Source organism: Micromonospora sp. NPDC049047, assembly GCF_040649135.1.
In the GTDB taxonomy this organism is placed as follows: domain Bacteria; phylum Actinomycetota; class Actinomycetes; order Mycobacteriales; family Micromonosporaceae; genus Micromonospora.
Map to the genome: position 1 here is coordinate 63135 of NZ_JBEZEY010000019.1, position 16160 is coordinate 79294.

Genomic DNA, 16160 nt, shown 5'->3' on the forward strand with positions numbered 1-16160 from the left:
TTGATGCGCGATTCGCCATAAACCACCCAAAAACACGAATCTGCCTGTAACAAGGACAAAGGGCGTTTGTCCTTCTGTCGTTCGCGGCGGAAGCAGTCGAAGACGGGGTCAGGAGCCAAACACATGCCGCAGGAAACCGAGCACACGCAGCACGCGGACCGATCGACCCGGCGGGCCAGGGTCCGCCGCCGCACCGCAGGCTTCCTCGCCACCGACACCACCGCCTGGGTCGGCGGCTTCGCCGCCGCCGTGTGGACCCGGTTCGAGTTCGACCTCCCGGCGGGCCAACTGGGCCGGGCCGCGGCGATGGGCCTGCTCGCGGCAGTCGTGCACGTGGCGGTGGCAGCGTTACGCCGGCTCTACTCCGGACGACACCCGCTGGGCAGTCTGCAGGAGGTCCAGGGCGTCGGCGGCACCGCCATCCTGACCGCGGCCATCGTGCTGCTCGGCCTGCTGACCTCCGGTGACCGGCCGATCCCGGCGAGCACCCCGCTGGTCGGCGGCGCTCTCGCCCTGCTCCTGATGCTCGGCGCCCGGTTCGCGTACCGGCACCGCCGGGAACTCTCCATGCGTCCCGACGTCCGCTCCTCGACACCGGTCCTGCTGTTCGGGATGGGCGACGCCGGGCAGGAGTTGCTGCGGGCCATGCTCGGCGACCCGCGCGGCCGTTACCTGCCGGTGGGCGCGCTCGACGACGACCCGGACAAGCGCGACCTGCGCATCCGGCGGGTGCGGGTGCTCGGCGGGCGGAACGACGTCGGCGCCGCGGTCCGCCGGACCGGCGCGAAGGCGGTGATCTTCTCGGTGGCCAACGCCGACGCGGCGCTGATCCGCCAGATCCGCGAGGCCACCCTCGCCGCGGAGGCGGTCTTCAAGGTGTTGCCCCCGGTGCGGGACCTGGTCGACCACCGGATCACCGTCACCGACGTCCGGGACGTGCAGATAAGCGATCTGCTCGGCCGCCGTCAGGTGATCGGCGACCTGCCACTGAGCTCGAACAGCCTGACCGGGCGGCGGGTCCTGGTCACCGGCGCCGGCGGGTCGATCGGCTCGGAACTCTGCCGGCAGGTGATGAAGGCCGACCCGGCCGAGCTGATGATGCTGGACCGGGACGAGTCGGCGCTGCACGGCCTACAGATGTCGCTCGCCGGCCGAGCCCTGCTGGACAGTCCGGAGCTGATCCTCGCCGACCTGCGCGACGACGAGGGCCTGCGGCGGATCATCCGGGAGCGCCGTCCGGAGATCATCCTGCACGCGGCGGCACTCAAGCACCTGCCCCTGTTGCAGCGGCACCCCGGCGAGGCGGTCAAGACGAACGTCTGGGGCACGCTGTCGGTGCTGGACGCCTGCCAGGACGTGGCGAAGTTCGTGAACATCTCCACCGACAAGGCGGCCAACCCGATAAGCGTGCTCGGGTACTCGAAGCGGATCACCGAACGGCTGACCGCGCACGCCGCGTCCCGGTTCCCCGGGACGTTCCTCAGCGTCCGGTTCGGCAACGTGCTCAGCAGCCGGGGCTCGGTGGTGACTGCCTTCCAGCGACAGATCGAGGACGGCAAGCCGCTCACCGTCACCCACCCGGACGTCACCCGCTACCTGATGACCATCCAGGAGGCGGTCCACCTGGTGCTCCAGGCCGCCGAGATCGGCCGGGACGGGGAGGCGTTGGTGCTGGACATGGGCGAGCCGGTCCGCATCGCCGACCTGGCCCGACAGATGGCCGAGCAGGCATCCACGACGGTGCCGATCGTCTACACCGGCCTGCGTCCCGGCGAGAAGCTGCACGAGGACCTGTTCGGCACCGGCGAGGTGGACGCCCGGCCGTTCCACCCGCTGGTGTCGCACGTGGCCGTGCCGGCGCTCGACCCGATGGAGGTGAGCGGCCTCGACCCGTACGACGACGCGGCGAAGCTCACCGAGCACCTGGCGATGCTCTGCGCGCAGCCGATCGATCCGGCGGTGGACGGCCCGGTGGGCGTACCCCTTCAGTCGCGGTAACCGGCGGCGGACTGTGGCGCGAAGCCGCACCCAAACTCCCGCACCGGCAGTTATGCCCGTGAGGAACCCCAGCGTGCGGCCGCGTCGCGGCAACCGTGTCCCTCCGGCGTTCGCCGCAGATCGATAGGACCGAAAGATGCGGGCCCCATCCGGCGGCTTTGAGCGGCCCGAGCCGCCGGGCGTCGCAGCACCCACCTCGGGTCGGGGTGTCCAGACTGTCGCGCCGCCGGCGCCGGCAGCTCCCACTCCCCCGGCACCGAGTCGCGGTCGTCGACTGCTGTCCTGGATCGCCACCGCCGCGTTGAGTCGGGTGGTCAGCGCTCTCGTACCCCTGGTCCTCCTCCCGGTGACCCTGGCCTACCTGGGCACCGATCTGTACGGGCTCTGGGCCGCGGTGCTCGCCGTCACCGGGATGGTCGCCTTCGCGGACCTGGGCGTCGGCCTCGGGTTGATGACGAGGCTCGCGCCGTGTCGGGTGGCCGGCGACTCGGACACCGCCCGGCGGTACGTCTCCAGCGCCTACGCGGCGGTCTGCGGGGTGGCGCTGCCGACGTGCGGCCTGCTCTGGCTCTTCGGTGGGTTCATCCCGTGGCCGTTGCTCTTCAACGCGACCGGGACGGCGGCGCGCGAAGCCCACCTCGTCGCCCTGGTGTGCCTTACCGCGTTCCTGCTCAACATCCCGCTGTCCCTGGTGGCCCGCGTCCAGTACGCGTACCAACAGGTGGCGGCGAGCAATGTCTGGCAGGCGGCGGCGAGCGCGCTCTCGCTACCCCTCGCGCTCGGCGCGGTGTACGCGAACCTGCCACCCATAGCGGTGATCGCCAGCATCGCCGTCGCCCCGTTACTCGTCAACATCACCAACACGGTCTGGACCTTCGGCTGGCGGCTGCCACACCTGGCGCCGCGGCCGAGATTCGTCGACGGTCGGGGGGTCCGGGACCTGTTCGGCCTGGGCGGCCTCTTCTTCGTGGTCACGCTGATAATGGTGCTGGCGGACAACGCCGACCCATTGATCATCGCTCACGTGCTGGGGCTGGCAAGCGTCACCGCGTACGCGGTGCCGGCCAGATTGTTCAACCAGCTCGGCGCACTCGTCACGCTTGTCAACCAACCGCTGTGGCCGATGCACGGCGAGGCGCTGGCGCGTGGTGACCTCGCCTGGATACGCCGCACCGTGCGCCGGATGACTGTCGTGTCGACGCTTATCGCGTTACTGCCATCGACATTCCTGGTGCTGTTCGGCGAGCGGTTCTTCGCTGCCTGGCTGCCGATTCCGATCGGAAATCGCGCACTCCTGCTGGGCCTCGCCTGCTGGTGGATCGTGCTGGCCGCGATCTCGCCACGGTTCATGGTGCAGAACGCCGCCGGCGTCGTGCGCCCCCAGATGTGCGGCTACCTGCTGTACCTACCACTGTCGATCGTCGGAAAACTGCTCGGAGTGCACTGGTGGGGGGTGGCCGCCGCACCGTACGTCGCCGTTGTCATCTACGCCGTGACGGTTGTTCCGGCGGCCGTCTTCGGCTACCGGCGGGCGCTGAGAATACGGACCACATGAGAGAGGCGGATACGCCAATGGTGTTGGACGAGAAATTTCCGCGGGTGCTGGTGGTGAGCCACACCCCCTTCAGCCGGGTCAGTGGCACCGCCATGACCCTGTCGAACCTCTTCTCCGGCTGGCCCAAGGACCGCCTCGCCCAGGTGCACACCGGAAACATCACGCCGACCACCGAGGTCTGCGAGAACTTCTTCCACTTCCCGCCCCGCGACCACTACCTGCCCATCCAGTACTACGCCATGCGGATGTCGGGCTGGAACGGTCGTACGCCGCTGCAACAGAGCCGACCGATCGCCGCCGTACACGCCGTGGCGGAGCGCCGTCCCACAGTGGCCAGGATCTACGCACAACTGCGCGCGACAGCCGATCTCAGCCCGATCCGCGTCCCCCCGGCGCTGATCGGCTGGATGCGCGACTTCCAGCCCGACGTCGTCTACTCGATGCTCGGCAGCGTGCGGCTGACCAGGATCACCGCGCTCGCGGCGCGTACCTGCGGCGTACCTGTCGTGCCGCACTTCACCGACGACTGGCCGGCCACCCTCTACGACAACGGCGAACTCTTCGGTCGGGCCGACCGATCCGTCCGGGAGACGGTCGCCAGACTCATCCGCCTGGCCCCGCTCGGCATGGTCATCAGTGCGCCGATGGCCCAGGAGTACACCCGGCGGTACCGCATTCCGTTCAGCGCGTTCGTGAACTGCGTCGACGAGACCTTCTTCGCCGCGCCCCGCAGCGAGGCGGATCAGCGGCCGACGGCGGAGCTCGTCTACGTCGGCGCGCTGCACCTCAACCGCTGGGAGTCGCTGCGCGACATCGGCGCCGCGTTGGACGGCCTGGCCGAGGCCGGACTGTCGGCCCGGCTGACCATCCACGCCCCGGAGCAGGATCTCCGCCGGTACGCGGAACACTTCGCCGCACTGCGGCGGGTGCGGCTAGGGCCGTCGCTCACCAGCGACGAGGTGCCCGCCGCGTTGCACGGCGCGGACGTCCTCGTCCATATCGAGTCCTTCGACGAGGAGATTCGCCGCTACACCCGCTACTCGGTCTCGACGAAGATCCCGCAGTACCTCGCCGCGGGCCGGCCGATCCTCGGCTACGGGCCGGCCGAGGTGGCGTCGATGAACCACATCCAGGAGGCCGAGGCCGGCGTGATCGTCGGTACCGAGGACACGACGGCGCTGGTGCGCGGCCTGACCGACCTCTGTCGGGACGGGGCCCTGCGGGCGCGGCTCGCCCGCAACGGCACCGCCTTCGCCCGACAGGAGCACGCCAAGGAGAACGTGGCCGCCCGGTTCGCCGCCACGCTGGACGCGGCGGCCCGAACCGGATCCGCCACGGTCGGGGCCGCCGGCCGGCCAACGGCCTAGAAGCAAGTCGAGGTGCTGCGATGAGACGTACTGGATGGGTCGCCTGTGTGGGTCCGTTCCTCTTCCCGTGGGGTGAGGCGGGGTCACGGCGGGTCTACGGCCTGGTGGCGTCCTTGGCCGCCGCAGGCTACGACGTGGTGGTCGCCAGCGGTGGGCCGGAGCCGCTGACCAGGACGGCGCTGCCGGGCGTCGACGGACCGGGATCGGTCTCGCACCTCGGCCTCGCCGAGCGGCCACCGGCAACGGCGGGACCGATCGGCAGCTCGGTCCAGACGCTGGTGCGCTGGGGTGAGCGCACGGTGCGATGGCTCGACGCCCAGCCGACCAAGCCGTCCCACGTCCTGGTCCACGGTGGGCAGGCCCAGTACATGTTCCACCTCCAGCGCTGGTGCCGGCGGCACCGGGTACCGCTGATCGTCGACGTCGTCGACTGGTTCAACGGACGCCACGTGCGCGGTGGCTACCTCGGTCCGCTACACCTCAGCATGAAGCTGGCCCTGCACCACTACTACCCGCGCTGCGACGGCATCATCGCGATCAGCTCCTACCTGGAGGCCCACTACCGGCGCAGCGGAAAGCCCATCCTGCGCGTGCCGCCCACGCTCGACGTGAAGAGCCTGACGCTGGAGGCCCGACAGACCGGTGGCGACTCACCGCCGCTCACCCTTGCCTACGCGGGAAATCCGCACGGGAACAAGAAGGATCTCCTGGGTACCGTCATCGAAGCGGTGGGCAACGTCCGGCGCGACGGCGCGAGTGTCGAGCTACGCGTCTACGGCCCGACGCCTGACGAGGTGCGTGGCCTCTTCGGCGGTCGGACGCTGCCCGACGGGGTGCGGTGCCTGGGCCGCCTGCCACAGGCCGAGGTGGCGAACGCCCTCCAGGAGGCGGATTTCACTGTCCTCATCCGCAGGCCGGAGTTGGCGGCGGACGCGGGCTTCTCGACGAAGTTCTGCGAGAGTCTGGCAAGCGGCACCCCGGTGATCGCCAACCTCACGAGCGACATGGGGAGATACTTGCGCCCCAACCTGGAGGGCCTGGTCTGCCGGGACCACACTGTTGGCGAGGTCACCGCGGCGTTCCGCGCAGCGGCGGGGCTGACCGCGACGCAGCGCAGCGTGATGCGCCAGGCAGCGCGGAGCCAGGCCCTCGAATCGTTCGACTACCGGGCGCACGCGGAGCCGCTGGGCCGGTTCTTCCGGCAGTGGGGCTGACGGCGTACCTGTTGCCCGGCCCCGTCGGTGCGGCTAGCGGTGGGTGGCGAACGGCGCGGCGGTGACCGGGTCGGCGGCGGGTGGTCGGCGGGCGCCGGAGAACGACTGCATGAGGTGCAGCACCAACAGCGTGACCATCCCGACGATGGATTCCGGGGCCATCCCGAGCTGGTTGTTCGCCGGCACGTAGACGATGAGAATGCAGAGCTGCGCGAAGATCAACGTCGGGACCACCCGGTGGCCGGACACCGCCGCGCGCCACGAGCCGGCGAAGAGCCAGCCCACCCACCCCATGAACAGCGCCGCGCCGGGGAAGGTGAGGTCCGAGGCGAGCCAGGGGTAGATGGTGGCCCAGTACATGCGCGCCGGCCACCCCGTCTCGTGCTCGGTCCGGTCGGGGAAGCTCGGATGTTCGGTGAGGTCCACGTCGAAGGTCTGCTCGGCGAAGATGGCCGCGGAGGGCGCGCTGCCGAGGCCCCGGGACCACTCGAAGGGCACCTGCAGGTTGTAGGACAGCCCGAGGTAGCCGTGCGTCGGATAGCCGATCATCGCGGCGACGCCCTCGGCCATCGACCTGCCCACGGCCCGTTCCACAGCGGGATTCACCTGCACCACGTCACCCGTGGTGCCGAACTCGGCCGCTCGGGTCGCGTGATTGTGGATCATGTAGGTGGTCAGGAGCGCGAACGCCCCGACGACCAGCAGGAGCGCCTGACGTCGGCGGGAGTGGGTCCGGGTCCGGGTCCGGTGCCGGACGGACGCGCCGGCGATCAACATCCCCGCCGCGAGCATGATGACGACGTCGCCGAGCCCCTTCATGGTGCCGATGAAGAGGTAGAACGCGATGTGCGTCGCCGTCGCGACCACGCCGGCGAGGCGCAGCCAGCCGGGCAGACCGCGCCAGTGCACCACCAGCAGCGGTACGAGGGCCATGCTGAGCACGCCGAGCGGAAACAGCGCGTTCATCCACGGGCTGGTGCTGGCGAACCCCTGCTGGTAGACATCGAACTTGTTGACGTAGCCGGCGGCGGGCGCCTGGATGTTCGCCCACACACTGCTGGGGCCGGTGGCACCGAACTGGGTCAGCCGGGTCAGGCTCACGACGACGTAGTAGATGGCGCTGGCCAGGACCAGTTGACGCACCAGCCGGATGCGCCCGGCGGAGTGTCTCGGGACAGCCACCGGGGGCGCGCGACGCGACATCTGCGCCACGTACCCCCCGGCGAACAGGGCGGTCGCCACGAGCACGAAGACACAGAGCCGGAACGGGTTCGCGACATCGTGGGCGAGTCTGGTCAACCAGAACGCGCCGAACGTGCCGAGCATCCAGAACAGCGCCAGCGCCAGCGGCAGCCAGGTGATCTTTCGACCGGCCGGCATCGCGTTGAGCGCCGCCACCGGCCGGGGTACCCGGCGCTCCGGTCGCCGGGCGGGGGCCGGGAGTTGCAGGTCGCCGACCGGCGAGCGGTGCCGGCCCCGACTGATCCCGTCGGTGGCGGTCACCGCGGACCATTCCCGGCTGAGCGGCCGGCCCGAAACTGTCGCGAGTCGCCCCGGCCCGGATTCCGAGATTGCACCCGCCGACCCTCCACCCTGTTGAGCGCCCGACGACCGGGCGTGGCCGTCGTCGTACCGAGCCAGGTGTCGGTGGCCCGGACGGCGCCCGCCCCGGTTCGGGCCAATCGACTGACTGCGAGTGTTCACTCAACGAGCCAACGATCGGGCTGTCACCGGGTGATGGCACCGGGCTACTCCAGCACGCTCGTCCCGGCCGGGCGCGGTGGCGCGGACCCCGACCGGACGGCGGGTCGCCCACCGTCCGGGGTGGTCCGCGTCCGACGGCTGCCGGCCTGGACCGGCAGCATCGACAGCAGTGCGAGGGCCAGCCACGACCCCCGCTCGAACTCCCACACCCCGGTCAGCCAGAGCGGGAACGCCCCGACCAGGAAGAGCCCGGCGACCTGGAGCCCGACCGGGCGCTGCGCGGCCCGCCGGGCGAGCACCACCGCGAACAGGGTGGCGACGCCCACCAGGCCCACCAGGCCCAGGTCCACGGCGACGGCGAGGACGGCGTTGTGCGGGCGGATCCCCAACGGATTCCACAGTTCGAAGGTGCCCGCGCCACCGCCCACCCAGAGGTCGTCCCACAGGTAGGCGGACGCGTACCGCCACAGCTCGATCCGACTCAGCACGTCGCCGGTCGCCGCCGAGCCGATGACGCCGTCCGCCCACATCAAGGCGCTCTGCCCCAGGCCGAGCGGCACCGCCACCAGCAGCGTCGGTACCGCGGCGACCGCGGCCATCCACGTCAACCGGGGTGCCACCTCGCTGAGCAGCGCGTACACCACCACGAGCAGCAGGGCGACGAGCGCGCCCTTGGTGCGGTTCAGGAAGATCCCGGACGCCAGTACCGGTAGCGCGGTGAGCAGGCCGATGGTGACGAGCCGCCGCTGGCCGCGCATTTTCAACAGGCAGAGCGCCAGTACGAAGGCGGTGACGCTGGAGTAGGCCGTGAAGTTGATGTTGGTGCCCTCGATGCCGAAGCGCACCGCCATGTCCATCGCGCCGGCCGGCCCACCGGCCCCCCGCGCCTCGATGATCAGACGCCACGCGGCGATGGCGCACCCGACGACGTACGAGCCGCCGATCGCGAGCAGGTGCCTCGGCGTGGTGGCGACGTGGCGGACCGCGACGAAGAGCAGAGCGGCCGAGGTGTACGCGAGGGCCACGCTCCGCGTCTGCGCGACGTCGCTCGACCAGAGGACCGTCAGTTGTGCCCAGGCCGCGACCCCGACCGCCAGCACGTCGGGCAGGCGGGGTCGGGGCAGGCGACAACTGAGCAGGATCGCCGCGCCGCACGCCTGCAACACGGTCATCCAGGCGTTCGCCGAGGCCGCCTGGAAGGCCGCGACACACAGCAGCGCGACGGCGAGGGTCGTCGCCTTCGTCCGCCAGCCACCCGCCACGGTGCCGGCGGTGGCCCCACCGGTGGGTACGGGTCCGGCACCGGCCCGCGGCGGCATCGGCCGGCGGGCTCCGAGCCGCACCCGGGTTTGCACTGTCACGACCACTCCTCTGCGTTGCCACTGTGCAGCCGCGACGTCGTCGACGAAGCGGGCGGCGGCGATGTCGTCACTGAAGCGGCACCGGCGGCGTTGGACAGCCGACAGACCGACGACCCGCCCCGACCGGCACGCACCAACCGCCCGACCCACACACCACTCACAGCCGCCCTAAATGCCCGATTTTTACTGAGCTTGCAGCTTCCTACACCGGCGGTCCTGGTCGGGACGAAACGACGGAATCGCCATTGCCCAAGGGGAAAGTCGAAGGTGAAACCCGATCTCCGCTCCATCGCCGTGGACCTGCGCGCGCTGGGCCTGTCGGCACCGCTGCGCGCGGCCTACGAGGCATCCAAGCGCAGCGGCTTCCACGCCGTCCTGTTCCGTGGGCCGCCGCACCGGCACCACCCGGCCGCTGTGGTGCCGCTGACAAGCGTGCTGCCGATCGGCGACGGCGCACGGCAGCGTTGCCTGGACGACGCCGGCCGCGTGCTTGACGACGGGCTCCGGGTCTTCGGCGCCCGGGTGGCGACGGGCGTGTCGAAACCGTGGGGCACCGACCCGCTGACCGGGCGGCAGTGGCCGGCGGGCGACCCGTGGTGGCGCATCGACATCCGCTCCGCGGCCCGGCTGTCGGACGTCAAGCACACCTGGGAGGCGGCCCGCCACCGCGACCTTGTCGTGCTGGCCCGCGCGGCCCGCCTCGACCCGTCCGGCCGGTGGCAGGACGGCCTCGACGAGCTGCTGCGAGCCTGGTGCTCGCAGTCCCCGCCGGAGCGGGGCGTCAACTGGTACTCAAGCCTCGAACTCGCCCTGCGCGCCATCGCCTGGAACCAGATCCTCACCCTGGTCGGCGACCGACTACCCCCCGACGTCGGGACCGCCATGCAGCGGCAGCTGCTCGCCAGCGCCCGGCACCTGATGGTCGAGCTGCCCTACACGTTGAGCAGCATGCGCAACAACCACCTGCTCGGCGACGCGCTCGGACTGATGCTGCTCGCCCGGATGTTCCCCACGGCCCGACGCGCCCGCTTGTGGGCGCGGACCGGCGCGAAGATGTTCGCCGCCCAGCAACGCCGCCACTTCGGCGCGGACGGCCGGATGATCGAGGACTCGCTGTCGTACCACAGGTTCGTGCTCGAAATGCTCATCGTGCGGGTGCTGCTCGGCGGCGCGCCGTCCAGCGTGCACCGTGATCTGCACGCCGCCAGCCTGCACCTGGCCCGGCTCGGAGTCTTCGACGGCGACCTCCCGCAGTACGGCGACTGGGACGAGGGTCGGGTGCTGGCGTCCTCCGGTGACCCCCTCGACGTGGCCGGCACCGCCGCGCTCGGGCTCGCGCTCTGCGGCGAACGGCTGCCGGCGCACTGGTACGCCGACTTCGACGAACTGGCCTGGTACGCGCCGCCGCCCGGCCCCGCGGCCACCTCGGCGGAGTTTCCCGCCGCGCTGCGCCACCGATCGACAGCGACGGCCTCGGGCGGCATCGCGCTTGTCGACCGGGGGCCGTGGCGGGTGTGGTTCAAGGTGGACGGCGGCCTGTCGCACGGCCACGCCGACCTGACCTCGGTCTGGGTCAAGCACGACAACCGCTGGCTGATCGCCGACCCGGGCACTGGCACCTACAACGGCCCGCTGGAGATCCGCAACGGGTTACGTACGTCCGCCGCCCACCCCGTGCGCCGGCCGGACGGGCAGGACCAACTCGTCCCGCACCGGGCGTTCCGCTGGCTGAACAGCGGCCGGGGCTACCTCGGCGCACCGCTCGTCCTGCCGGATCGCACAGTCGTCTTCGGTTGGCACGACGCGTACGCGCGCGGTGAGCACCCGGTACGGGTCGCCCGCGCGGTGGTGGTGGCCGAGCAGTACCTGGCGATCGTCGAGTTCGCCGACCCGCCGGCGGCCGCCCGGTCCTGGTCACTCACCGTTCCGCTGCACCCGGACGTCACAGTGCAGGACGGCACGCTCATCGTCGGCGGCACCAAACTCGACCTCATCGGCCTGGACGGTCACCAGCAGGTGCGCGGACGCTCGACGCCCTTCGCGGGCTGGCACAGCCGGACCTACGGCCGCTGGGAGCCGGCGACGTGGCTCACCGCCGAGAGCCGGGCCGACACCACCCTGTGGGGGCTGGGCACGATACCCGGGCCGCCCCCCGAGCCGAGCGCACTCGACGGCTTCCGGTACCAGGTGACCTGGACCGACGCGAGCGCCATCCTCACCGCCACCCACCTCGGAACAGGGGACGTCCACCAGGTGCGAGCGCCGCGATGACACCACGCCGGGTCCTGGTCCTCAACCACTTCGCGGTACCCCCGGGCCATCCGGGCGGCACCCGGCACGTCGAGCTGTTCAGCCGACTGCCCGGCTGGACCCACGTGATCATCGCGGCTCGCCGCAACATGATCACCGGTCAGCCGCAACGGGCGGAGCCGGGTTTCCACCTGGTCGCGGTGACGCCGTACCGGCGCAACGGCCTGGGCCGGGTGGCCAACTGGGCCAGCTACGCGGTGACGGCCACGGTGGCCAGCCTGCGGCAGCCCCGACCCGACGTGGTCTACGCCTCGTCGCCACACCTGCTGGCCGGTCTCTCCGGCTGCGTGGTGGCGACCCTGCGGCGCACGCCGTTCGTGCTGGAGGTCCGGGACCTGTGGCCGCGCGTGCTCGTGGAGATGGGCACGCTGTCGGAGACATCTGTGGCGTACCGGGCGTTGGAGCGCCTCGAACGCTTGCTGTACCGGCGCGCCGACCGGGTGGTGATCATGGCACCTGGCGTACGGGCGGCGATCGAGGGCAAGGGCGTGGCGCCCGAGAAGATCGCCTTCATCCCCAACGCGGCCGACCCCGAGGATTTCGTACCCAGCCGGGACCGTGCCGAGCTGCGGCGGCGCTACCGGTTCACCCGCCGGACCGCCGTCTACGCCGGGGCGCACGGTCCGGCCAACGGGCTCGACCTGCTGCTGGCCGCCGCCAAGGCGGTACCCGAGATCGACGTCGTCCTCGTCGGCGCGGGTGTGGAGAAGTCACGCCTACAGGCGAAGGCGGTCGGCATCCACAATGTCCGCTTCCTCGACCCGGTGCCGAAGTCGGAGATCCCGGACCTCCTGCACGCCGCGGACGTCGGGGTGCACGTGCTCGCCGACGTCGAGCTGTTCCGGGCCGGGGTCAGCCCCAACAAGGTGTTCGACTACATGGCGGCCGGGCTGCCGATCGTCACCAACAGCCCGGGGGTCGTCGGCGACCTCGTGCTGGGCGCGGACGCCGGACACGTGACCCCGCCGGGCCACCTGGCCCACGGCCTCGCCCAGCTCAGCCAGGCCAGCCCGGACGAACTTGCCAAGTTGGGCGCGGCCGGCCGGAGTTGGATCCGGGCGAACCAGTCTCGTACGGCCATGGCGCAGGCCCTCGGGCGGCTACTCGATCCGCTTGTCGACGGCGACGCGTCGCGCTGACGGCAGTCCCGCCGCCCGGCACCGCGCCTGACACCGACAGCCGGCGCCAGGTGCTGACCGCACGCCCGGCGCCGGGTACCGCGTCACGAGGTGAAGCCGGCCCGCACGCTCTCCAGGTCTGCCTGCACGGGCAGGCGCGACGGGTGTTCCTGGACGCCGGTCAGGGCGGCGATCGCGGACAGCGCGGCCCTGGTCGTGCCGAAGGAGGCGTCGAGTTCCCGATCGTCGGGCAGATTGCCGGCGATCACCGCGCGGGTGTGGGCGAGCAGTTCCTGATGTCCCTTGCCGCCGGGCACGCGCTTGACCTCCCGACCGTCGATCTCCAGGCGCCGAAAGTCGTCGATCACCACTGTGTGCCCGCGCCCGAGGACCTCCAGGCGCTCCTTGGGCGTCCGCCGGTGCCCGCCGGTGGCGTACGTGATCGTCGCGGTGGACCCGTCCGGGTATCCGAGCAGGACACTCACGTCCTCCTCCAGGCCCGGTTCGCCACGGCCGCTGCCGTACGCGTGCACGACCCGCGGCTGCGCGCCCACCAGCCACGAGGCGAGATCGATGAAGTGGCACACCTCGCCCCGGATGCGGCCGCCCTGGCGTCGGTCGTGATACCAGTGGGCGGCGGGCAACTGCCCGGCGTTGACCCGGTAGGCGACGGTGATCGGACCTGACCCGGCCGCCAGGGCCGACCTGGCGTGGCTGACCATGGGCGCGTGCCGGCGGTTGAACCCGACGAACAGGTGGCCGGAGTTGCGCTCGTAGGCGGCCCTGACCTCGTCGAGTTCGTCCTGGGTCAGCGCGAGCGGCTTCTCCACGAAGACGTGTTTGCCGGCGTCGAGCGCCTGCACCACCAGGGCGGCGTGCGAGTCGTGGCGGCTGAGGATGAACACCACGTCGATGTCATCGCGGACCAGCAGATCCTCGGCTGTCGGTGCCACCACGGCGATTCCGTTGCGCTCGGCCGCGTGCCGCGCCGACAGGCCCTTGGCCGAGGTGATGGCCACGAGGTCGTCGCCCCAGCCCGCCGCCCTGAGCGCGGGCAGGAACGTGGCCTTGGCGTAGTTGCCGGCCCCGATCAGGCCGCCGCGCGGCGACGTCGAGTTGCGGCGCGGTCGGACCGTGATCGATTGCCGGGACTGCTGCGCGGGAGCCGCGTAGCTGAGCTGCACCGCGAGCGAGCGCGGGTCCGCGGCCAGCACCTCGTAGGCCGCGGTGGCCCGCTCCACCTCGAAGACATGCGTCACCAGGTCGTCGACCGCGACCCGGCCACCGGCCACCAGGTCGAGGTAGGCCTCGATGTTGCGGCGTGCCGTCCAGCGCACGTGGCCGATCGGATAGTCGATGCCCCACTCCTCGTAGGCCCGGTCGTGGCGGCCGGGACCGTAGCTGCGCGCGAACCGAAGGTCCAGCTCACGCTCGTAGAAGCGTCGACGGTCCAGGGCCAGGCCGACGTCGCCGACCACCACCAGTCGGGCGCGGTCGCGGGCGATCTCGGTGCTGCGCGCGACCGGCTCCGACGAGGCGGTCGCCGCCGTGATCAGGACGGCGTCGACGCCTCGGCCACGGGTCAGTTCCATGATCTGCTCGGTGGTCGTCGCACCCGCCTCGACCAGGCCTACCGCACCACACTCGCCGGCCAGCTGGGCGGTCCAGTCGCGCAGGTCGATGCCGATGACGTGCAGCCCGGAGGCGAGCGCCAGTCGTACGGTCAGCTGCCCGACCAGGCCGAGCCCGACGACCGCGACCGAGCCGCCGAGACCCACCTCGGCCTGCCGCAGGCCCTGCATGGCGATCGCCGCCACCGCGCCGAAGGCGGCCGCCTGGTCGGACACCGACTCCGGGACGGGTACCGCGAGCAGACCCGGCACCGCCTGGTATTCGGCGTGCCCCACCGACGCCGTGGCCACCCGCATCCCGGGGCGGATCCCGTCGGTCGCGGCGCCGGCGGTGACGACGACACCGGCGGCGCTGTAGCCGAGCGGCATGTCCTCGTCGAGCCGGCTGCGCACGGCGGCCACGGTCGAGCGAACTCCCCCGGTGCGTGCCCTGTTGACCACCTGGCGGACCAGATCCGGTCGGGCCCGCGCCTTGCGCAGCAGGCTCGCCGAGGCCAGCTCGCGCACGGCGCGCTCGGTCCCCGCGGAGAGCAGGGACCGGCGGGTGGCGACGAGCACCTCGGTGGCGCCGGGCTCCGGCTGGGGGACTTCGACGACTCGCAACTCTCCGCCGGACACCGATTGGACGATCTGCTTCACGCGGCTCTGCCTGCCTTCGGGAGTAAGAACACCGATCACGGCAGGTCACCGCTCAGGCAACACACACCGCGACGCATCCGTCATTCGGCATTCTATGCCGATTAGATGCCTTAAACTGGATAACTTGTACTATTGGCGCGCCGTCGCTGATTCGCACCGAATTTCCCGAGGAGATCCATGCCAGCCGACGCCGTTCTGCACGTCGCGGGTGCACGTCCCAACTTTCCCAAGGCAGCGCCCGTGATCCGCGCACTTCGGCGGCACGGCGTGGCACAGCGCCTGATCCACACCGGACAGCACTACGACGAGCGGATGTCCGAGGTCTTCTTCCGGCAACTGGGCCTGCCCGAGCCGGACCTCAACCTGGGGGTCGGTTCGGGCAGCCACGCGAGCCAGACCGCGAGCGTGATGACCGGCCTGGAAGAGCTGATGATCGCCGACCGCCCGGCCCTCACCGTCGTCTACGGGGACGTCAACTCCGCCCTCGCCGCCGCGCTCGTCGCGTCGAAGCTGGGCGTCCCTGTCGCGCACGTGGAGGCCGGCCTGCGCAGCTTCGACAGGTCCATGCCCGAGGAGATCAACCGGATCGTCGTCGACCACGTGTCCGACCTGTTGTTCGCCACCAGCCCCGACGCCGTGTCGCACCTCGGCACCGAGGGCGTCGCCGCCGAGAAGATCCATCTGGTCGGCAACCCGATGATCGACACCCTGCTGGCCAATCTCGACCGCTTCGACGTCGCCGGCATTCGGGCGGCACTCTCGCTGCCCGACCGGTACGTGGTGGCCACGCTGCACCGACCGGGCAATGTCGACGATGCGACAGACGCGGTAGACCTGGTCAAGGCGATGCACGCGGTTGCCGATCAACTCCCCGTCATCCTGCCGCTGCACCCGCGCGGCCGGCAGCACCTGGAGAGCGCGGGCCTGCTGTCACACCGCGCGCTGCGGGTCGTCGACCCGCTGGGCTACCTCGAGTTCGTCAGCCTGGTACGCGGCGCGGCGGTCGTGGTCACCGACTCCGGCGGGGTGCAGGAGGAGACGACGATGCTCGGGGTGCCCTGCCTGACGCTGCGGCCCAACACCGAACGCCCGATCACGATCACGCACGGCACCAACCGCCTCGTCACCCGGTCGACGCTCGCCGAGACCGTGGCGAGCACTGTGGCAGCGGGCCGACCCGCCGTCTGGCCCACGCCCCCGATGTGGGACGGCGCGGCGGGCGAGCGGATCGCGGAGATCATCGCGGCGACACTCCGCTAGCCC

Annotated in this window: 10 protein-coding genes; 7 read left to right on the forward strand and 3 right to left on the reverse strand. The window is 71.3% G+C overall.

The window, feature by feature from the left end; translation table 11 throughout:
* Positions 1-123: 123 nt before the first annotated feature.
* The 4 genes from AB0B86_RS25300 to AB0B86_RS25315 all read left to right on the forward strand — a co-directional run bounded on the left by AB0B86_RS25300 (position 124) and on the right by AB0B86_RS25315 (position 6134).
* A complete protein-coding gene (locus AB0B86_RS25300) occupies positions 124-1998 on the forward strand; it encodes a polysaccharide biosynthesis protein (RefSeq protein WP_357412508.1) in 1875 nt (624 codons plus the stop codon).
* A gap of 136 nt (positions 1999-2134) precedes the next feature.
* Positions 2135-3553 (forward strand): oligosaccharide flippase family protein, encoded by a 1419-nt coding sequence (locus AB0B86_RS25305; protein WP_357412510.1) that lies wholly within the window; start codon positions 2135-2137, stop codon positions 3551-3553.
* Positions 3550-4920, forward strand: coding sequence for a glycosyl transferase family 1 (locus AB0B86_RS25310; RefSeq protein WP_357419913.1), 1371 nt, complete (start codon positions 3550-3552; stop codon positions 4918-4920). The genes AB0B86_RS25305 and AB0B86_RS25310 overlap by 4 nt, the downstream gene beginning before the upstream one ends.
* A 20-nt stretch (positions 4921-4940) precedes the next feature.
* The gene (locus tag AB0B86_RS25315; protein ID WP_357419914.1) at positions 4941-6134 is read left to right on the forward strand and encodes a glycosyltransferase; all 1194 of its coding nucleotides are present in this window, start codon (positions 4941-4943) and stop codon (positions 6132-6134) included.
* 33 nt (positions 6135-6167) lie between these two features.
* Here the strand turns inward: AB0B86_RS25315 and AB0B86_RS25320 are convergent, their stop codons facing one another.
* Together AB0B86_RS25320 and AB0B86_RS25325 are read right to left on the reverse strand one after the other, a co-directional pair.
* Entirely contained in the window at positions 6168-7637 is a 1470-nt protein-coding gene (locus AB0B86_RS25320; RefSeq protein ID WP_357419915.1) for a hypothetical protein, read from the reverse strand.
* Positions 7638-7882: 245 nt separating this feature from the next.
* Positions 7883-9199: an O-antigen ligase family protein gene (locus AB0B86_RS25325; RefSeq protein ID WP_357419916.1), complete on the reverse strand. Its 1317-nt coding sequence runs from the start codon at positions 9197-9199 to the stop codon at positions 7883-7885.
* 267 nt (positions 9200-9466) lie between these two features.
* On the opposite strand from AB0B86_RS25325, the gene AB0B86_RS25330 reads away from it, so the two are divergent.
* Both AB0B86_RS25330 and AB0B86_RS25335 read left to right on the forward strand, forming a co-directional pair.
* Positions 9467-11470: a heparinase II/III family protein gene (locus tag AB0B86_RS25330; RefSeq protein ID WP_357419917.1), complete on the forward strand. Its 2004-nt coding sequence runs from the start codon at positions 9467-9469 to the stop codon at positions 11468-11470.
* Positions 11467-12648: a glycosyltransferase family 4 protein gene (locus AB0B86_RS25335; RefSeq protein WP_357419918.1), complete on the forward strand. Its 1182-nt coding sequence runs from the start codon at positions 11467-11469 to the stop codon at positions 12646-12648. The genes AB0B86_RS25330 and AB0B86_RS25335 overlap by 4 nt, the downstream gene beginning before the upstream one ends.
* A gap of 83 nt (positions 12649-12731) precedes the next feature.
* Here the strand turns inward: AB0B86_RS25335 and AB0B86_RS25340 are convergent, their stop codons facing one another.
* Positions 12732-14897 carry a bi-domain-containing oxidoreductase gene (locus AB0B86_RS25340; RefSeq protein ID WP_357412524.1) on the reverse strand — a complete coding sequence of 722 codons (2166 nt, stop codon included), beginning with the start codon at positions 14895-14897 and terminating at the stop codon, positions 12732-12734.
* Positions 14898-15074: 177 nt separating this feature from the next.
* Here AB0B86_RS25340 and wecB point away from each other — a divergent pair, with 177 nt between their 5' ends.
* A complete protein-coding gene (wecB, locus tag AB0B86_RS25345; protein ID WP_357412526.1) occupies positions 15075-16157 on the forward strand; it encodes a UDP-N-acetylglucosamine 2-epimerase (non-hydrolyzing) in 1083 nt (360 codons plus the stop codon).
* Positions 16158-16160: the final 3 nt, after the last annotated feature.